Origin of the sequence: Bradyrhizobium elkanii USDA 76, assembly GCF_023278185.1 — a bacterium.
Classification (GTDB): domain Bacteria; phylum Pseudomonadota; class Alphaproteobacteria; order Rhizobiales; family Xanthobacteraceae; genus Bradyrhizobium; species Bradyrhizobium elkanii.
This window is the reverse complement of sequence record NZ_CP066356.1, coordinates 962,777-981,887: the sequence shown is the minus strand read 5'-3', so window position 1 is coordinate 981,887 and position 19,111 is coordinate 962,777. Positions and strand designations below refer to the sequence as shown.

The 19,111-nt window shown below is 61.7% G+C and carries 17 protein-coding genes and 1 pseudogene; 4 read left to right on the top strand and 14 right to left on the bottom strand.

Annotated elements, in window-relative coordinates; genetic code table 11:
* Nucleotides 1–53: 53 nt before the first annotated feature.
* On the top strand, nucleotides 54–1,307 hold the full coding sequence (locus JEY66_RS04665; RefSeq protein WP_018268999.1) for a helix-turn-helix domain-containing protein: 1,254 nt from the start codon (nucleotides 54–56) through the stop codon (nucleotides 1,305–1,307).
* Here the strand turns inward: JEY66_RS04665 and istB are convergent.
* Together istB and istA are read right to left on the bottom strand one after the other, a co-directional pair.
* Nucleotides 1,302–2,159 carry an IS21-like element helper ATPase IstB gene (istB, locus tag JEY66_RS04660; protein WP_018269000.1) on the bottom strand — a complete coding sequence of 286 codons (858 nt, stop codon included), beginning with the start codon at nucleotides 2,157–2,159 and terminating at the stop codon, nucleotides 1,302–1,304. The genes JEY66_RS04665 and istB overlap by 6 nt on opposite strands.
* Nucleotides 2,159–3,466, bottom strand: a complete 1,308-nt coding sequence (istA, locus tag JEY66_RS04655) for an IS21 family transposase (RefSeq protein WP_050999401.1) — start codon at nucleotides 3,464–3,466, stop codon at nucleotides 2,159–2,161. The genes istB and istA overlap by 1 nt, the downstream gene beginning before the upstream one ends.
* A gap of 80 nt (nucleotides 3,467–3,546) precedes the next feature.
* On the opposite strand from istA, the pseudogene JEY66_RS04650 reads away from it, so the two are divergent.
* Together JEY66_RS04650 and JEY66_RS04645 are read left to right on the top strand one after the other, a co-directional pair.
* Nucleotides 3,547–3,768, top strand: a pseudogene (locus JEY66_RS04650) (short-chain fatty acyl-CoA regulator family protein); the annotation flags it as partial.
* 314 nt (nucleotides 3,769–4,082) lie between these two features.
* Nucleotides 4,083–4,709 carry an Lrp/AsnC family transcriptional regulator gene (locus JEY66_RS04645; RefSeq protein ID WP_016845349.1) on the top strand — a complete coding sequence of 209 codons (627 nt, stop codon included), beginning with the start codon at nucleotides 4,083–4,085 and terminating at the stop codon, nucleotides 4,707–4,709.
* Between the two features lie 517 nt (nucleotides 4,710–5,226).
* Here the strand turns inward: JEY66_RS04645 and JEY66_RS04640 are convergent.
* The 10 genes from JEY66_RS04640 to JEY66_RS04595 form a co-directional block, all read right to left on the bottom strand.
* On the bottom strand, nucleotides 5,227–5,868 hold the full coding sequence (locus JEY66_RS04640; protein ID WP_016845350.1) for an HD domain-containing protein: 642 nt from the start codon (nucleotides 5,866–5,868) through the stop codon (nucleotides 5,227–5,229).
* Nucleotides 5,869–6,052: 184 nt separating this feature from the next.
* Nucleotides 6,053–7,027 carry a GlxA family transcriptional regulator gene (locus JEY66_RS04635; protein WP_026191905.1) on the bottom strand — a complete coding sequence of 325 codons (975 nt, stop codon included), beginning with the start codon at nucleotides 7,025–7,027 and terminating at the stop codon, nucleotides 6,053–6,055.
* A 214-nt stretch (nucleotides 7,028–7,241) separates the two neighbouring features.
* Nucleotides 7,242–7,664, bottom strand: coding sequence for a cupin domain-containing protein (locus tag JEY66_RS04630; protein ID WP_016845352.1), 423 nt, complete (start codon nucleotides 7,662–7,664; stop codon nucleotides 7,242–7,244).
* Nucleotides 7,665–7,850: 186 nt separating this feature from the next.
* A complete protein-coding gene (locus JEY66_RS04625; protein WP_018269003.1) occupies nucleotides 7,851–9,080 on the bottom strand; it encodes an MFS transporter in 1,230 nt (409 codons plus the stop codon).
* Nucleotides 9,073–9,744 carry an HD domain-containing protein gene (locus JEY66_RS04620; protein ID WP_026191907.1) on the bottom strand — a complete coding sequence of 224 codons (672 nt, stop codon included), beginning with the start codon at nucleotides 9,742–9,744 and terminating at the stop codon, nucleotides 9,073–9,075. The genes JEY66_RS04625 and JEY66_RS04620 overlap by 8 nt, the downstream gene beginning before the upstream one ends.
* 64 nt (nucleotides 9,745–9,808) lie before the next feature.
* Nucleotides 9,809–10,798: an NADP-dependent oxidoreductase gene (locus tag JEY66_RS04615; protein ID WP_085964738.1), complete on the bottom strand. Its 990-nt coding sequence runs from the start codon at nucleotides 10,796–10,798 to the stop codon at nucleotides 9,809–9,811.
* Nucleotides 10,799–11,696: 898 nt separating this feature from the next.
* On the bottom strand, nucleotides 11,697–12,152 hold the full coding sequence (locus JEY66_RS04610) for a cupin domain-containing protein (protein ID WP_018269004.1): 456 nt from the start codon (nucleotides 12,150–12,152) through the stop codon (nucleotides 11,697–11,699).
* A gap of 35 nt (nucleotides 12,153–12,187) precedes the next feature.
* Nucleotides 12,188–13,843 (bottom strand): cation/acetate symporter ActP, encoded by a 1,656-nt coding sequence (gene actP, locus JEY66_RS04605; RefSeq protein ID WP_100213800.1) that lies wholly within the window; start codon nucleotides 13,841–13,843, stop codon nucleotides 12,188–12,190.
* Nucleotides 13,843–14,142, bottom strand: a complete 300-nt coding sequence (locus JEY66_RS04600; RefSeq protein ID WP_016845358.1) for a DUF485 domain-containing protein — start codon at nucleotides 14,140–14,142, stop codon at nucleotides 13,843–13,845. Before JEY66_RS04600 ends, actP begins: the two co-directional genes overlap by 1 nt.
* A gap of 28 nt (nucleotides 14,143–14,170) precedes the next feature.
* Nucleotides 14,171–15,421, bottom strand: coding sequence for an FAD binding domain-containing protein (locus JEY66_RS04595; protein ID WP_018269006.1), 1,251 nt, complete (start codon nucleotides 15,419–15,421; stop codon nucleotides 14,171–14,173).
* 174 nt (nucleotides 15,422–15,595) lie between these two features.
* On the opposite strand from JEY66_RS04595, the gene JEY66_RS04590 reads away from it, so the two are divergent.
* Nucleotides 15,596–16,267 (top strand): TetR/AcrR family transcriptional regulator, encoded by a 672-nt coding sequence (locus JEY66_RS04590; protein ID WP_016845360.1) that lies wholly within the window; start codon nucleotides 15,596–15,598, stop codon nucleotides 16,265–16,267.
* A 109-nt stretch (nucleotides 16,268–16,376) separates the two neighbouring features.
* On the opposite strand, the gene JEY66_RS04585 is transcribed toward JEY66_RS04590, so the two are convergent.
* Together JEY66_RS04585 and JEY66_RS04580 are read right to left on the bottom strand one after the other, a co-directional pair.
* Nucleotides 16,377–18,605, bottom strand: a complete 2,229-nt coding sequence (locus JEY66_RS04585; RefSeq protein WP_016845361.1) for a xanthine dehydrogenase family protein molybdopterin-binding subunit — start codon at nucleotides 18,603–18,605, stop codon at nucleotides 16,377–16,379.
* Nucleotides 18,602–19,090: a (2Fe-2S)-binding protein gene (locus JEY66_RS04580; protein ID WP_026191909.1), complete on the bottom strand. Its 489-nt coding sequence runs from the start codon at nucleotides 19,088–19,090 to the stop codon at nucleotides 18,602–18,604. The genes JEY66_RS04585 and JEY66_RS04580 overlap by 4 nt, the downstream gene beginning before the upstream one ends.
* Nucleotides 19,091–19,111 lie beyond the last annotated feature (21 nt).

Below are 19,111 nucleotides of genomic sequence, written 5' to 3'. Positions count from 1 at the left end.
ACGCACATTTGCACATGTTACAAATCTGCAAACAGTAAATTGCGAAGTTGCAAATGGCAGGAAAGCTTTATATCGGTCGCAGGTTCCGCGAGGTGAGGGAGAGCACAAGGCTCACCCAGGCGGCATTCGCGGAGCGGCTGGGAATCTCGCTCAGTTACCTGAACCAGATCGAGAACAATCAGCGGCCGGTCTCAGCCTCCGTACTGGTGCTGCTCGCCGAAAAATTTCAGGTCGACCTGAGCTCTTTGTCGCTCAACGACAACGACAAAGTCATTTCGATGCTGGCCGAGTCGTTGGCTGATCCGATCTTCGCTTCCTACACGCCCAGCACACAAGAGTTGAAGCTGGTGGTTCAGAACGCTCCCGGTTTTGCTCAAGCGCTCCTGAACGCGCATCAGGCATATCGGCGCAACAGCGAGCAGCTCGCCAGTCTGGATGGCCAGATCGCCAACCTGGCGGGAGAACCGACGGCTTATGAGGAAGTTCGCGATTTCTTTCACCTGGTCGACAATTACGTCGATGAGTTGGATACCGCGGCCGAGGCTCTTGCCGACCGGCTGAATATTCCCGACAGCAACGCGACGACCGCGCTGATCAGCTACCTGGAAGCGAAACATGGCGTACGGATTCGCCAGAGCGGTCCGAACGAGACTTCATTGCGGCAATTCGATCGCGCATCGCGCACGCTTTTTCTGAGCCAATATCTGCCGACACCAACCCGGACCTTCCAGATTGCCCTGCAAATCGCGGCTCTTGAACAAGAAGAACGGATTGGTCAGATTGCAGATAAAGCGACATTTCGATCAGTCGATGCCCGAAACGTGTGCGCCGCCGGATTGCGAAACTATTTTGCGGGCGCCCTCGTTCTACCGTACCAACGATTCCTGCAATCCGCTCGAGAGCTGCGGCACGATCTCGAATTGCTCGCCACCAGGTTCGGCGCAAGCCTGGAGCAGGTTGCTCATCGCCTGTCGACGCTTCAACGGCAAGGCTCGAAGGGCGTTCCCGTTTTCTTCGCCCGACTGGACCGCGCCGGGAACATCACCAAACGCCACAGCGCGGCAAAACTGCAATTCGCACGCTACGGAGCCGCCTGCCCGCTCTGGAATGCACACCAGGCATTCGAGGCCCCAAGCCAAATCATTCGGCAACTCGCCGAGACACCGGACGGCATTCGATTTCTTTGCATCGCAACCGAACTTTCGAAAGGCCGGGGCGGCTTCGGCTCTCCTCGTCCGCGTGTCAAACGCCATCCGGAACTGCCCCCTTTGCGTCATGAAGAACTGCCCCCACCCTCGGGTTCATGATGTCGGTTCAGGGTTGGCTCCGCCGCTGACGGGACGGAGGGAGGCGGAGCCGACCGGAGGGCCGTCAGCGGCGGGCGGCTTGATGAGGCCGCTCTTTCGCTTGGCGCGGAGCCGGTAGCTGTCGCCGCGGATGGTCAGCACGTGGCTGTGGTGCAAGAGCCGGTCGAGGATCGCAGTGGCGACCACCGGATCGGCGAACACGGTGCCCCATTCGGCAACGCTGCGGTTCGACGTGATCAGCATGGCGCCGGTTTCGTAGCGGCGGCTGACCAACTGGAAGAACAGATGCGCCGCGTCGGGCTCCAGCGGCAGGTAGCCCAGTTCATCGATGATCAGCAGCTTTGGCTTCGCCAGCGCGAGCAGTTTCTCGTCCAGGCGTCGCTCGCCATGCGCCTTGGCCAGGCCAGCGACCAGGGTCGTCGCCGTGGTGAACTGCACCGTGTAACCGGCCAGGATCGCCTCTCGCCCGAGCGCGATCGATAAGTGCGTCTTACCGACGCCCGGCGGGCCGAGCAGCAGCACGTTCTCGCCGTTGGCGATCCAACGTGACGCGGCCAGGTCGCGGATCTGCTTCGGATCGATCGATGGCTGCGCCTCGAAGTCGAAGCCCGCAAGCTCCTTCACGGTCGGGAAGTGTGCGAGTTTCAGCCCCATCTCGATGCGGCGATGATCCTTGCGCGCGATCTCGCGCTCGCACAGCAGGATCAGCGTCTCACGCGCCGACAGGTTCGCGCGCGCCGCCTCGTCGAGCAGGTTGTCGAGCTGGTCGCGGATGCCGGAGAGCTGCAATCGCGCCAGCATGGCCTCGAGCCGATCGATTGGTGCTTCGGTAGCCTTCTTTGTGCGCGCCATCAGAAGCTCCCTCCGATCGCTGCTTCGTATTCGGCAAGAGGACGCAACAACGAGGGCAGTGGAGACGACCCCGGCACTGTCGGTTCGTTTGCCGGTCGGCAGACCGCGCCATCGCGACCGGCAACCCCGTCGAGGTGGGCGGAATCGACGATCCGCAGCCGGCGACCCTCCGATTGCTTGTGGACCGCAACCTCGCGCATGCCATGGCGGATGCGCACCTCGCCCGCCGCAACTGTCACCGCCACGCGCTCGCCGATCAGCCGCCACGGCACCGAGTAGCTGTTCGTGTCGATCTCGACGGCGCAATCGTTGCCGACGACACGGGCCAGTTCGCGCAACGATCCGAACGACGGCTGCCCGCCGAGCGGCTTCAACCGGTGTGCCTCGTCACGCGCAAAGCGAGCGATCGGCGCCTCGCCGGTCGTGCCGTGGATACGCACGTTCGCCACCTCACGCTCCCACTCGGCGAGATGCGCCTCGAATGCGTCCCAGCTCGCGAAGGAATGCCCCGCGATCGCGTTCTTCTTCACGTAGCCGACGCCATTCTCCGTCTTGCCCTTCGTGCGCGCCCGATACGGTGCGCAGGCGCGAGGACGGAAGCCCCAATGCTTCGCGAACGCGATGAGCTTGTCGTTAAACTGAACCGACCGGCTCACCGCGTCGTGGCGCACCACGAGCGCGCGTGGATTGTCCATCAGCACTTCCTCCGGCACGCCGCCGAAGGTCGTAAATGCGCTCTCGAGCCCGGCGAACCAGTGCTCTTGCTTCTCGGCCCGGAACGCACGCACATGCAGCCGCCGCGAATGCCCAAGCGTCGCCACGAACACGAATGCTTTGATCTTCACCCCGCCGATCTCGACCAGACGCTCCCCGAAGTCGATCTGCAGCTGTCGGCCGGGCGGCGTCTCGAACCGCGTCGTCGCCAGCGCCTCCGCCTTCAGCGCCTGGCGATAGGGCTGCACGGCGCGTTGCAGCGTCCGCCGGCTGACTGCCACGCCTTGCTCGGCCAACAGGTCCTGGCGCACTACATCCGCATTGCCGCGATGCCGAATGAACCTCTCGCGCAGCCAACCCTCGAGGCCATGGAGTCGTTTCGCCCGCTCAAGCGACTTGAACGGCTTCACCCCGCCCGCCGCCACGTAGTCCCTCACCGTGTGATGGCTGCACCCCAGCTGCCGCGCAATCCGCTTCAGACCCCACCCACACGCCCTCAGGCGCAACATCTCCGCCACGTCATCCGGCGTCTTCATCACCTGCCCCCGTGGATCAATCCACGACGAGCCTTCCGTGATTCGTTCCTCGTTCATTCGCTCTCTCCTCGGCTATCCAAGGAGGGGGCAATTCCTCGTGGCGCCGAGGGGGCAGTTTTCCATGGCGCGCGACACCGCGCTATGCCATCGCGCTGGGATGCGAAGTCTCCTATGCAAAAGATTTCGTATATGCAGACGGGCTCGACCTCACAAGCAAAGGCACTTTCGATCCGATCGGAATTTCTTGTCGAATCTGCGAGCGGACCAACTGTCCTCAACGCGCGATCCCGCCGCTCAAGAGCAGATTGAGAATAGACCGCGATCGCAGGGACATACTGCCCTACCAATTACCCGGCTAGATTCGTCGACGACAAAGCCGGGATCTGCAACGATCGCGGGCTTGGGCTGGGACCTGGTTCAGTTCCCGCGACCAGATCAGTGCACAGATTGCAATCGCGTTGCTCATCACGACGGCAGCAGTCAACTGCGCGCAGGCCACATGTTCGGGCGGCAAGATCAGATTGACCGTTTTTCGATACAAGTCGTCATTTTATCGAAATTCTACATGCCCGGGCGAGAGATAGCATTTGTTTCGTCGAGATGTCACCACGCGAAATAACGCGAGGGGCCGGGCCTCGATGGGACGACGAACGCTTGCCCATGGGAGAATGAAATGACGACGACGGCTTTGGACAGGATCGACATAAAGATCTTGAATGAACTGCAGCAGAACGCAAGTTTGACCAACGTTGAACTGGCTTCCCGCGTCAATCTCTCACCGTCCCCGTGTCTCGCCCGAGTTCGAACACTCGAAAAACTCGGGGTCATTGACCGGCGAATTGCGGTGCTGGATCCCGCAGTTCTCGGCATCGGCGTTACAGCATTCATACAAGTAAAGCTTGAAAGGCAGGCCCAGCCATCACTCGAAAGCTTTACGCGCTCAATTGATCGCCTTAGCGAAGTGATGGAATGCTACCTGATGACCGGGGATAGCGACTATCTTCTCCGCGTTATGGTGTCCGACATCGATGCTCTTGAAGACCTCATCGTAAACAAGCTCTCGCGAATAACCGGCGTTTCGAGTATTCGCTCGAACTTGGCCTTGAAGCGGATTTCCCACAAGACGGTCCTCCCTATCGACGCGAACCGGCCAGTTCAGGTCAAGTCGTGCAGCTCAGCTTCAAGGCGACTCGACAGGCCCGCCAAACAGCGATTTGACGCTTCGTCCCAGGCGCAGATTGATGGCGGCATGAATCTCGAGACTTCTCGGATATTTGATCACGGCACTGCCCGCCTTTAGCGACCGACCAGCACCAACGCCGTCCGACCTCAGGTCGCTTGTCCACAGCGGCATTGTCCACCCTAAAGGCCGTTTGGGAAGGCTTCGAGGTCGAGGAAAATCCGGCCGCATTGGTCGGCGAGGGCTCTTTCTGGAGGCCCACCATAGTAGTGGGTCATACGCAGCGGGCGAAAGTAACTTCTGTCGCGGAAAATCGAAAGCGAGCCAATATTCGAGGCCGCTATCATAGGGCTGGGCGGGCCGTGTCGCTGGTCGGAACCTGCCCAGCTGGATTGCAGGCGCAAATTCCGGACTGGATTTGAACGTACGTGAACTCAGCGAGCGCTGAGAATCCAGCGAACGCGATCGTACTCCAGCGCACAAAAGCGCAGTTATGGTGCCCAGGGAGGGAATCATACGCAACCACCGACACGACGAACCGCTGTTTGTCCTTAGTATGGTGGCCTGATGCGTGGGGCCGGGTTGGCTGCATCGACCTTGAGTCTTCCCCACGGCCATGTCGCACACCTCCGCGGGATCAGTGCGGCCAGGCGGAGCCAAGGATGATCGAACAGAAGTTATGACGGACATAGTTCATGTCCTTCAGCGCCAGGACGTCGGCCTTCACGTTTCCGAAAGTCGTCAGCGGCTTCTTGATGATGCCGTTGGCGAAGTGGTCGATGATATTCTCCTTGAAGTTTGTCTCGCGCGGATGATGGACGCAGACATGATCGCGCTGTTCATGCGTGAAGTCTTGATAGGCGATGCCGAGCACGTCCATCTCCACACCGGCGGTCACCAGCGCGATGGTCGGGCGCATATGCTCGGGGATTCCGGGCGTGGTGTGGAGCGCGATCGCGGTCCACACGTCCTCGATGTCACGCTCGGGCACGCCGTAGCTTTTCATGAATTTGCGGGCGGCATTGGCGCCGTCGACCTCGAAGCGCAGATCGGGGCTCGAATATTTCTCGGTGAGACCCATGTCGTGGAACATGGCGCCGAGGTAAAGCAGTTCCGGATCGTATTTCAGCCCGCGGCGCTCGCCCGTGAGCGCGCCCCACAGAAAGACGCGGCGGCTGTGGTTGTATAGCAGGTCGTCTTCCGTATCGCGCACGAGCTGCGTGGCGGCGCGCGCGATAGCACTGTCAGGCACGCGGATGCCGGCGATGATCTCGGACATGGAGCAATCTCCTCGGCTGGATAACGGGCTGGTTGCTTGCCCGGATTAGGCAACATAGCTCTGTTCCGGACAACAGGCGGGATGCTACGGATCAGGACAGCCGTACGTCGTTTCCTGACAAAAGGCCGCTCGGAGCCTTCAGGGCAGTAGGAGCCTGCGGTTTTGTTCTCGGATGACTCGCAAACTATTGCGGTTCTGCTCGCCGGAAGCTGGCGCGATACTGGACGGGAGTTACGCCGAGACGAGTGCTGAAGACGATTCTCATCCGGTCCGCCGATCCGAAGCCGCAATCGAAGGCAATGGCCTTCAGCGGTCTGTCGCTTGCTTCCAGCATCATGCGCGCGGCATCAACGCGGGCGCGCTCGATGAAGTCGTGCGGTGTGGTCCCGGTTACCTGCCCGAAATGCCGAGCCAGATTCCGGGGGCTCATGCCGACGACAGCGGCAAGCGACTCCAGCGTGTGGCGATCCCCAATATTGGCCATGACGTGGTCCTGGATGCGTGCGATGGGCGATTCCGGATCGGCAGGGGCCGTGAGATAGGGACTGAACTGCGACTGTCCACCCTGGCGCTGAGCAACCACGACCAACCGCTTGGCAACCTTGAGCGCCGTTTCCGCGCCGTGCCGCTGCCCGACGAGCGCCAAGCCCAGATCTATCCCAGCCGTCACACCCGCCGCGGTGATCAGCCGTCCATCGCGCACATAGATCAGATCCGGTTCGACTTTCGCCTTCGGGAATCTCGCCACCAGCGCTTGTGCATCCTGCCAATGGGTCGTGACTCGCCGATCGTCGAGGAGTCCGGCATAGCCGAGCACAAAAGCCCCTGTGCAGATCGATCCATAGACGCTCGAGCGCCACGGCAGCTCCTTGACCCACTGAAGCAGGGACGACTCGGGCTCCGCTTCCGGCGGCGTCGGAGTGCCGGCCACCAGAACGATGTCGAAGCCGCCCGCCGCCTCCTCGAAGGTCAGGTCGGCGACCATGCATATACCGTTCGACGCACGCAGCGGATTGCGGTGAGCAGCAACCAAAACGGTTTCGTAGCGATCCGCGCTGCCGAGAAACGTGTTCGCCTCGCTGAACACGTCCATCGGCCCCGCCACGTCTAGGGCCTGGACCCCCTCACAGACGACGATCGCGACAGCTTGTACCGGCACCTGCTACTGCCTCTCCACCCTGGAGCCTTATTATGCAGGTAGTCCGGACCCTGCAAAAGGCCTGACGCGATCCGGGAGGCAACAGAACCACCATCCGTGCATCCGGGATCACCCAGGGGGCTATGGACTTCTATAGGTCGATTTTGCTCTCCCAAGCCGAGCGGCCCATGCAGGTCCAAAAAAGATCGTCACGGCAACAGGCGATTTGTCGCCATTATTGTGATCCCGGGTCCTTGTCTGGCTTGGTCAAGGGCCCGTCCTTGGAATCCACAACGAAGACTGCCAGTAAACTGGCGGACTCCTTGTCACTCGCGTTCTCACTGACCCTGTGATGTGAACCGGGCATTTCGTAAAAGCTTTCGCCTGCGTGATAGATCTTCGCGGGTTCGTCGCCGACTTGACTGCGGATGGTCCCGGACAGCACATAGGCGTAGATAAAAGCTGACGCTGCGTGGTGATGAGCGAGCGATTTGGCTCCGGGAGGATAAGTCACCGTCACAGCAACCATTTTCTTTCCTTCGACATTCGGCAGTGCGCGCTCGAAGGCGATTTTCACCTGCTCCCGGTCCTGCGCGATCGCCGGCGAAGCTCCCAGGGCGATCACCGCTGCTATCAGCGGGACGGCGGCCGTTCGCATTGCTCTTCTCGCTGTGTTTGCCATGATACCTTGAGGGTTTGGTACAGTACCAGTCCGATAGGCAAATCCACTCGACATCATCGCACCTCCTCTTCTAACGAGTTCACGCAACTGCTTGAAACCGGGACGCAGAGCCGAACCGATGGTCATGGTGACGCTTCCGATGAGAAGCCATCGCCGCCGCCATCACCTTCGGCCTGATGTGCTGCTGCCGCTGAGCAGCACCGACAACAGAGCTGCCAGAGCAAATCCCGCAGCTACCCAGCCGAGCCGCTCCATCGCGCCGTTGGAAATGACCACAGCGCCCGCCGCGGCACCCATCGCGCTGCCGAGGTAGATCGCCGAGGAATTCATCGAGAGACTGATCGGCGCCAGTGCCGGAGCCAACGCCACCAGCCGCGCTTGCTGCGCCGTTATCAGCCCCCAACTGGCGAATCCCCAAATCAGGATGGCCGGCAGCAGGACGAGCATTGCCCGCGCCGGCTCGAGAGCCGCGCTGAGCGAGAAGGCAAGATAGGCCAGCAGGGCAAGCCCCCCACCAACGATCACGATACTGCGCGCGCCCCAACGGTCCGCCGCGCTGCCGCTGAGCTGGGTGCCGACTGCACTGGCCAAGCCAAAGCCTAGCAGGACCGGCGCCAGCGCCTGCGGGCCAAGGCCAGCGACGCCAGCTATGAAGAAACTGAGATAAGTGTAGACCGTAAAGGTGCCGGCCACTGTCAGCACGCTCGTCACCAGCACGCCTAGGATATCGCGACGCTTGGCCAGCGCCAGACGCTCACCGAGGCCGGCCGTGACGCCAGGCCGTTGGCGCGGCAGCCAGATGAGAATCCCTAACAGCGAGAACACCGACAGCCCCGCCACACCGAAAAAGGTGGCGCGCCAGCCGAAGCCCTGCCCCACCAGTACCCCCAGCGGCACGCCGGCGATGATAGCCAGGGTCAACCCGGTCGTGATCGTGGACAGGGCGCGGCCACGCCGCTCCGGACCGCCCAGTGCGGCGGCATATCCGCTGGCCGCCGGCATAAAGCTTGCTGCCGACAGGGCCAACAGCAGCCGCGCGGCCAACAGCCCGGCGTAGTCTGGCGCCAGCGCGGCTAGCAGGTTGCCCAGGGCGAAGCCGCCCATGGCGACAATCAGCAGCCGACGCCGCTCCAGCCCGGCCGTCAACACGGCCATGACCGGCGCGCCGATGGCATAAGCGAGGGAAAAGGCGGTGACCAGATGACCGGCGGCTGGCAGACCGACGTTCAGGTCTCGCGCCAGGGCCGGGAGTAGTCCGGCGATCATGAACCCCTCGGTGCCGATGGCAAAAGCGCCGAGGGTTAGCCAGATGAGAGAGGCCAACGAGTCGGCGCCGGTAGCCTGCGCGCGATCGGGATTCAGCCCCTGGAGCACAGGATAGGTCCTAGTCATGATGGTGAGCCTTGTGCTGGGAATCCGGGAAGGGCGAAGCAGCGATCAGGTCGCAGGCGTTGGGGCTCTTGAACCCCGGGATGAAACGTTCGCAGACGGCGGCGTTGACGGTGCCGTACGTCGTCGCCGGCTTATGCGCAAAACCGGCGAAATACTCCTGAATGAAGCCTTCTTTGAAATTTGTGCGGGGGTACTTGGCGACGATTTCCTCGCGCAGCTCCGCGGGAAACTGATCGAACCCCACCCCGATGACATCGAGAAGCACACCGGAGTTGAGAAGCGCCACTTCAGGTCCCATGTGCTTCGGGATGCCGGGGGTGGTATGCAGCGCAATTGCTTCCCAGACGGTCTGCACCTGGTCTTCAGCGATGTTGTGGGTGCTAAGAAACTGCCGTGCGGCATTTGCGCCATCGACCTCGAAGCGCTCGTCTGGGCTCGAGAACTTCTTGATCAGGCCGAGATCGTGAAATGCGGCGGCGACGTAAAGGAGCTCACGGTCGAAGCGCAGATTCCTCTGACGACCCTGCTCGACCGCGAACAGGTAGACGCGGATCGAGTGATTGAACAGCAAATCGGTGGAATGTTCGCGCAGGATGTCGGTCGCCTCTTTCGCGAGCAAAGAATCGGGAATGACGAGAGCCTGTGCGAGATTTGGGGTTGTCATGGTTGCGTCCTTTCAAGAGTTACTGCGGGGTTTCGTTACGCGCTCAACGACGAAATTATGCTGATCAACTCGCACCGGCGGCGAGCACGATCTTGCCTTTCGGCGGAGGCCGCACGCGTTCCAGCATCAAATGTGCCTCGCGCGCATCCGCGAAGGGTAGGACTGCCCCGACCTTTGTTCGCAGTTTTCCGCCATCGATGAAGCGAGCGATTTTTGTCAGATATTGGCTCGTGACGTCGACCAAGAAGAAGGCGGCTTCAACACCGTAGCGCTTTGCAAGATCCTGATCCGGGCGGGACACTGCCGAGATCAGCTTGCCGCCACGACGAAGGACCTGGAATGAGCGTTCTTGAGTTTCGCTGCCGACAAGATCAATGACAGCGTCCGCGTTCCGAACTTCTTCCTCAAAGCGCTGAGTTCGGTAGTCGATCACCGTGTTTGCACCAAGGTTACGCGCGACGGAAATATCGCCCGTCGATACGGTTGCGATAGTTTGCACACCTGCGAGATGGGCCAGTTGAACCGCATAGGATCCGACGTTGCCGGCCGCCCCATGAATAACCACGGTTTGACCTGCTTCGAGCTGGGCGTGATCAAACAACGCCTGCCATGCCGTCACAGCAATGACAGGGACGGACGCGGCTTCAACGTGGCTTAGCGAGGTTGGCTTGCTCGAAACCATCCCTGCGGACGCCACAGCGTACTCGGCATAGGCCCCGATAAACCGCGAGTTCGTAACACCAAAAACCTCATCTCCGGCACGTAGTTCCGTGTGTCCGGGTCCCATCGCGACGATTTCACCCGAAAAATCCGAGCCGAGAGTGAGGGGGAGCGGCTGCGGCAAAGCGCTCTTGCCGGACCTGATCCAGCCATCCCATGGGCCAACGCCAGCGGCCGCAACTTTGACCAGGGCCTCTCCAAGGCTTGGCTCAGGTCGCGGCACGCGCTCGAACTTCATGACCTCTGGCGACCCAAACTCGTGCACGCGCCAAGCCATCATTGTTGAATGAGTTCGCTCTTCGTTTGCCTGAGGAACGATGCTGCTGGGGGTCATCTCATGCTCCTTGCGCTCAGTTCGTCATGCTTGCCGTCGACCGTTCGGGGCGATTGATGGGACGGGCTCACCCGTATGTCGCAAGGAGACGTGCCCCGGACAACGAGCACGATCCCGCGGATCAGGACAGCCGTACGTCGTTTCCTGACAAGGCCCGTCCGAACCTTCACGGAGCGGTTTCGCCGTCAGATGATTCTCGATTTATTCCGGTTCCACCCAGCCGAAGCTGCCGCGATGTTGGGTAGGGGTAACGCCAAGGGGTACTCGTCTTCAGCCGGTCCCGGATCCGAAGGCGTGATCGGAAGCTGCGGGCTTCACTTAGGGCGCGTCATCGCACTTTTTGTTTTCCGAATATCGGTGTACGCCTTATTCAGGGAACACTTACGATTTTTCCCATCGCGGCTTCGGCCTACTGGCCAATCGCCATCGTCTTGCGTGGAGACGGCAACGCGCGGCGTGGCGCCGCGGTCCAGCGTCTCACGCAATGACATCGCATCAAATCGTAGTTCAGCGTGGGAAAGCGTAGTTTGATGCCCAGGGGGGGGATTCATACGCAACCAGCGACACGACGAACCGCTGTTTGTCCTTAGCATCGTGGCGTGAGCGCCGGCATCATGGCGGAGCGTCAGCCAATCTCCATTGAAAGATAAAGCATTTTCGACCTTCCAGGACCAAACCCACCATTTGAGCTACGGCCCGAAGTCACGTTCGGAAGAGGCAGGCTGATCATGGTCGAGGATGTAGAGCTGGGTTCTGCGCTTGAACCTCGTGTCCTCTTACCAACCGACGTCGGTACTAGCGACGATTAAGAACCGAGATTGCTTCCTCTGTCCTGAGGCCCGGCGGCCAACGATGCTAAGGCTTCGATCGCTCCTGAGATCTTGCGAGGGCCTGCAGTTCAGGCCTCGGACGGGAGTCGTTCCCGGCCGGAAGAGGCTTCGCCATGGCGTCCATAACCAAGCTCCAAAGGCGCATTGGCGCTGTCTAGGAATTCAACGGTGGTGAACCACAGGTCCGCATCGCCAACGTTTTCTAGATCGTGGATCTTGTATTCGCCCTTCCCATAGACGAAGTGACGGGTCTCGCCAACTGAATAGACGGCTTCGACGATCGTCCCATCCTCCGCGTGTGATCGCGCCTGGCCTGGCGTGACTGCGGTCCAAAAATAGTCCAACACGTGACGATGGAATCCAATGCGTTCGCCCGGAGCAAGCCGGATTTCCCAGACGCGCACACGTTCCGTTTCGGATAAGAGCCGCGTGCCGACCCGACCGTTGAACTGGTTGGCTGCGAACTCCTTGCGAATGAAGTCGGGCCAGGCAATCTTACCTTTTTCCGCCGCACTATTGCTCATGTAATGCCTCCTTGCGATGGGTTATCCAAAACGCGTTACTCGACGCCCAGCCCAGTCTGGGCGCGAACGTGCTGCGCGCCGAACGAGGCGCGGACCGACGCAGCCGCAGCACTGCGGTCCAGCACTGAAATCGCCCATGACACCGCGAAGGCCAGCGGGACCGAGACCAAGGCTGGATTGTCGTAAGGGAACGGTGCGGGCCCGAGCTTGAGCGTTGCAGTCCATACTCCCGGGCTGAGCGCGACCAATCCCACCGAAGCCAGCAAGCCCGCAAGCGATCCGCTCACTGCACCTCGCGTCGTGAGATCAGGCCAGACAATCGACAGAAGTATGACCGGGAAGTTCGCGCTCGCGGCGATCGCGAAGACCAGCCCGACCATGAATGCGATATTCTGGTTCTCGAACACGACGCCCAAGCCCATCGAAAGAAGGCTGATTGCGACTGCCGCGGCCTTGGACACCCGCACTTCCTCTTGCTCGCTCGCGCGCCCCTTGCGGACCACGCGGGCATAGAGGTCGTGGCTCGCCGCCGAGGCGCCCGCGAGCGTCAGCCCCGACACGACGGCGAGGATGGTCGCGAACGCTACCGCGGAGATGAACCCGAGCAATAGCGACCCGCCAACGGCGTCCGCCAGATGCAGGGCCACCATGTTGACGCCCCCAATCAGGCCACCCGACGCATCCCGAAACTGGGGATTCGCCGAAACGATCGCGATGGCGCCGAAGCCGAGTACGAACAGCAGGCTGTAGAAGATGGAGATGAACCCCGTCGCGACCAGCACCGACGTGCGAGCCTGACGGGCATCGCTCACGGTGAAGAAGCGCATGAGGATGTGCGGCAGCCCGGCCGTGCCGAATATCAAGGCCAGTCCTAGTGAGATCGCCGATACCGGATCCTTGACCAAGCCGCCGGGGGCCATGATGGCGTCGGCCTTCGGGTGCAACGTGATCGCCTCCCGGAAGAGCGCCTCCAGACTGAAGCCGAAGTGCCCGAGAATCAGAATCGACATCAGCACCGAGCCCGACATCAACAGCACGGCTTTGATGATCTGCACCCAGGTCGTCGCCAGCATGCCTCCGAACGTCACATAGACCATCATTAGCCCACCGACGATGCCGACCGCGTAGATATAAGGCAGCCCGAACAACAGTTGGATCAGCTTACCGGCCCCGACGAGTTGGGCGATGAGATAGAAGACCACAATCACGAGAGTGTTCACACTCGCGACGGCCCTCACCGGCACCTCCGACAGCCGATATGCCGCGACGTCGGCGAAGGTATAACGGCCGAGATTGCGCAACGGCTCGGCAATCAGGAACAGGATCATCGGAAAGCCGACAAGAAACCCGATGGCGTAGATCATGCCGTCGTAGCCCGAGGTATAGACGAGCGCCGTGACGCCCAGGAAGGTCGCTGCCGAGGTGTAATCACCGGCGATAGCGAGCCCGTTCTCGACGCCTGTGAGGCCGGCACCGGCGGCATAGAAGTCCTTTGCCGTGCTCGTGCCTCGTCTTGCCGCCCACCATGTGATCGCAAGACTAACTGCGACAAAGCCAAGGAACATGGCGATCGCCGTCGCGTTCAGCGATCGCCGCGTGCCGGTCGCGGCAGTCAGCGCGTCGGCCGCCGCAGGACTGGAAAGAAGGGCGAAGGCGATTCCGAACAAGGCCCCGCAAGCCGAGCGCGACATCATTGGAGGTCCTCCAGAAGGAGCTGACCGAGCTGATCGAAACGGGAATTGGCTCGCCGGACGTAGGCGGCCGTCAGAACGAAGCCGAGCGCGATCAGACCAACGCCGATCAACACGCCCCAGCTGATCACGGTGCCATGCCACAGGGGATGCCCGAGCAACCGCGGCCGGAATGCGATGGTCAGGATGTAAGCGAAGTAGGCCGCAGCCATGACCATCGACATACCCACGCCAAGGCATGCGCGTTCGCGCGCAAGCTGTCTGAACGCGGGATGGTCCTGGATGGTTTTCAGGTCCATTGGTCTTCCTCCTCCCTTTTGAATTCGGTTAGGCGGCGATGCCCGTCGCGACCGCGGTCTCCGCCATGACCGCCTCGGGGCTGCGATGCCGCTCCGCCATCGCCCGCTCTTCGGCAGTGGCGATTTGCGCCTGCATGTATGCGCCGAGATGGCGGGCACGCCGGACGACCGCAGCTCCGAAGGGAAGCCGGATCGACTCGAATTCTGCGAGCGCTGCGGGCAGATCGGCCGGATGCGCTCGCAATGCGTCGACCAGAGCAGCCGCGTCGGCCGCGGCCTTCGTCACTCCCATTCCGACGTGAGGTCTGGCGACGAACGCAGCGTCGCCCAGGATCACCGTCCGGGATCCGAGCGCCATACGTGGTGTCTCGAGATCCAGAATGGCCTGCATGAACGGCTGCGGCGTGAGGCGAACGACCTCGGCAAATTGCGGTGCGAGCAGTCTCTCCGCGTCCTGCCGCATTGAGGCGATCACGTCGGATCGAATCTTCGTCGGCGGAATTGACAATTCGTGGCGGATGCCATCGATGTCGGTCAGCAGATCTGCCAATCCATGATCGGCATTGGCTGGGCGGTACCAGACAAAATTGAAGCGGCGCTCGCCGACATCCATCTCTTCTTTGGTCCCGGCGACGGGATAGCCGAGCATCTGCTCCCCCGGAGGAAGGCTGAAGGCGAACCAGTCGCACAATTCTGCGCGGGTCCGAGGTGACAGGTCGCGCTCATTGACGAGGCCCCGCCAGGCGACATAGCCGACGTACGCAGGACGGACATCGATCGCAAGCTGTGCCCTGACGCATGAGAATATGCCGTCGGCGCCGATCAGCAGATCCGCCGAAACCTCAGAGCCATCGGAGAAGCGCGCCACCACGCGATCGCCAAGCTCCGCGACTTCCACCAGGTTCTTTCCGTGATGATAGTCTTCTGCGGGGAGTGCTGCTTTTAAAAGTCCGTAGAGGTGTCCCCATGAAGTAAGGACCTGCCGCAGCCCGAGTTCGCCCACGATACGGCCGCTCCGGTCCAGCACACGCCGTCCCGGAACGACGACTCCGACGGCGGCGGCTTCAGTATCGATGCCGGCCCTGCCCAGCACCTCGAACAACTCGTGATGGGTGACGATGCCCGCGCCACGACCTGCCAGTTCGGAGCCGATACGCTCGTATACATCGACGTTCCAGCCTTCCCGCCGCAGCAACAATGCGGCGAACAGTCCGGCCATGGACCCGCCGATCACGAGTGCTTTCGGCCGCACCCGGCGCTTCCAGCGATCGCCACTCATGAGCGGCCTCCCTTCTCGGCTTGTTTATCACTTGATCAATTATTGGGGCGTCGTTGATGCAAGTCAACGATTATTTATCATATGATAAACAAAATGTGATGGTGTCGCGGCCGATCGGCTGCGGTGGCAAATCGGTGTAGAAGTGCCAAAAGCACTCAAACTGGCGAATCAGGTGTGAAGCAACCCAGCAGAGCGCGTCTCCGAACGCCGATCCGAGAGCAGCAGAGGCTGGACCCGTCCGAGCGGGAAGCCATCATCGCGCGGGAAGCCGTCTCGTTTTTCGCCGAGTACGGCTTCGAGGGGCAGACCCGCGAACTCGCAAAGCGGCTGCGCATTACCCAGCCCCTGCTCTATCGCTACTTCCCGAGCAAGGAAGCTCTCATCGAGCGGGTCTATCAGGAAGTCTTCGTCGGGCGCTGGAAGCCGGCCTGGGAGAAAATCATCACCGATCGCTCGGTACCTCTGAAGGCGAGGCTGACCCATTTTTATCGCGAATACGCCGAGGTCATTCTCACATACGAATGGATCCGCCTGTTCATGTTCGCGGGCCTGAAGGATCTTGGATTGAACGCCCGCTATCTCAAAATGCTGCGCGAGCGCGCATTCGAGAGAGTCGTCGAGGAGATCAGGATCGAGTATGGACGACCCTCGACTGGCGAACTCCCGATTACCGTTCTCGAAATCGAGATGGTGTGGGCGCTCCACGCGGCGATCTTCTATCTCGGCGTGCGTCAATTCATCTATTCGATGCCCCTAGAAACGGACGTCAACTCGATTATCGATGCAAAAGTGGCGACGTTCCTTAACGGTGTTCGCTCCGTTTTACCGGCGAAAGCAGCAGTCTAGGCCTGGAAGGCACGTGTGTTGCCTTCTTCGAAAAGCAAACTGGAGGCAGTGGGCGTATTGGCGCGCCGTACCTCTACGACGCGTTCAAACCTCCAGTCATTCCCTCCGATCAGACCGCAATCGCTCTCTTGATGCGGGCTGCAGTTAACGGAAGTTCATGCATCCGAACGCCGGTCGCATCCCTGATCGCATTGGCAATCGCGGCTCCCGCCGGCCCTTGCGCCGCCTCAGCCACACCGTAGAAGGCATCGCCGGGCCGATCTATCAGGTGGACTTCGACCGACTCCGGGACGCTGTCAAACCGCATGATCGGATAGGCTGACCAATCTACCGATGTTACGCGGGTGCGATCGAACGTCACCCGTTCGAAAAGCGTCCAGCTTATCGACTGCAAAATGCCGCCTTCGATCTGGTTGCGGACACCATCCGGGTTCACGACCTGGCCGGTGTCCACCGCCGCCACGACGCGACGGACGCGAACGATGCCGCTTTGGCGCGGAAGGTCGATCTCGACGGCCACCGCACACCAAGCCTCGAGGTTCTTGTAACGCGCAAAGCCAAACCCGAAACCGGTGCTCTCCGAACGCTTGACCCGCGTAGTCCAACCGAAACGCGATGCGGCGGTTTCGATGACTTCACGAGCTCGAGGATCTTCGGTGTGCCGAAGTCGAAACGTCACGGAGTCTTGCCCCGAGCGGGCTGCCAATTCGTCGAGGACGCTCTCGATCGAGAGGACGTTGAGATAACCGCCCAGGGAGCGCATGGACGAGCCTCGCAAAGGCATGTCGGGCAGGAAGTGGCTGATTACCTTGCAGTTCGCGATAGCGTAGAGCGGAATCGCGTTCCGGTCACCGCCTCCCTCCGGCTGCGCAAGGGCGACGGGTGGCGCGGGCGGAAAGGCGTCCGACTTCAGTCGGGCGGCGATCAGCGTCCCCGGCGGACCGGGCCGCATCATGTGCGACTGGCTCCAAACTTCGTGGTGCCAATCGGCGATCGCGCCGTCGGCTCCGATCGTCGCCTTCAGCTTGACCACCATACCGGGCCCGAACGGATCCCACGCGTGCTCCTGCTCGCGCATCAGTTGGACCCTGACCGGCCGCCCGGGCACCGCGACGGCGAGTATCGCCGCGTCGGCCGCAACGTCGTCGGCACCGTTGTGGCCGTAGCACCCGGCGCCCTCCGCATGGACGCAGCGCACGTTCTCGGCGGGCATCCGCAGCATGCCGGCGATTGCATCCCGAAGGAAGAACACACCTTGGGTATGGGTCCAAATCGTGAGCTTTGCTTCCTCAAGTTGCGCAAGCGCGCACGCCGGTCCGATCGATCCATGCGTGAGATAAGGCCTGCTGAACGTGCCTTCGACCAGGATTCCCGGCGCGCCGGGATTTCCGGTGCCGTGAATCGTTGTGTCGCGCGATGGCAGATTCATCAATGCGGCCGGCAGATCCGCCTCGTCCGGCAGCTCCTGCCGTTCTATCCACGTCGTCGCGGCCGCCAAGATTCGCATCGCCTGGACCGCGACCCACTCGTGTTCCGCGACGACGCCGAGGAAATTGCCGTCCCGCACGACCTTGACGATCCCTGCCATCCGCTCCACCCGCGCGACATCGCAGTCCTGCAACGTGGCACCGTAACTCGGCGGGCGAACGACGCGACCATGCAGCATCCCCTCGGGGCGCAGATCGTGGACGTACGCCGCTCCACCTGTCACCTTGGCCGGAATATCGACCCTTGGAACGGGCCGGCTCATCACGCTGAAGTCTGCCGGCGAGGTCAGGCGCGAAGTCTGACCGGCGTCGACCGACAGCAATTGATCGCGAACCAATTCACCATAGCCGAGGCGCTTGCCATCGGCTCCGAACACCTCGCCGCCGCGTACCTTCAGCGAGGCGGCGGACACGCCGAGTCTGCGGGCCGCCTCGTCGCGGAGCAGTTCGCGCGCTTGCGCTGCCGCATGCCGAATCGCGGTGCCGGAGTCCTGCATCGAATGGCTGGCGGCTGTGTAGCCTTCATTGGGCGTCCGCGCCGTGTCGGCCATGACCAGCGATAGCCGCTCTAGCGGCAACCTCAGCTCCTCCGCCGCGACCTGAAGAAGCGCCGTTTTAAGGCCCTGCCCAAGCTCGGCCTTTCCGGTGAGGATCGTCGCGGCACCGGACGCGTCGATGCGGATCCACGCGTCGATCCTCGGAGTGTCGTCGAGGCTTCCTGGCAGGCCGTGCTTCGAGGGACTTCCGCCCGTGCCGGTTTCGGTCTGTGCGTGCGTCCCGGAGAGCCGGAAGGCGACGATGAGCGCGCCGGCGCCGGCCAGAACGCTGCGCCGAGAAATAGCTTGCATCATCGACCTGTCCTCGCCTCGACTGTCTTCGGCCGCATCTCTTCTGCGGCGCGCCGGATCGCACGCAGGATACGCATATGCGTTCCGCATCGGCAGAGATGAGGCTGCAATTCCGCTCTGATCGACTCGTCGGTCGCGTGCGGATCGCGATTGAGCAATGCTTGGGCACGCATCATCATGCCGGGAATGCAGTATCCGCATTGTGCGGCCTGTTCGGCGATGAAGGCGCGCTGCATCGGGCCAGGAGCGTCCCGGCTCCCGATTCCTTCCAGCGTGGTGACCGTCCGTCCCTCCAATACCATCACCGGCGTCACGCAGGAGAACACAGCCTTGCCATCGACAATGACCGTGCAAGCTCCGCATTGGCCGAGCCCGCACCCGAATTTCGCCGCGTACAGACCAAGTTCGTCCCTGAGGACGTAGAGCAGCGGCGTGTCAGGGCTCGCCGCGATGGATCGGCTCTCGCCGTTGACGATCAGGGTTGTCATGCTGCTTCGCCGAGCCTCCTG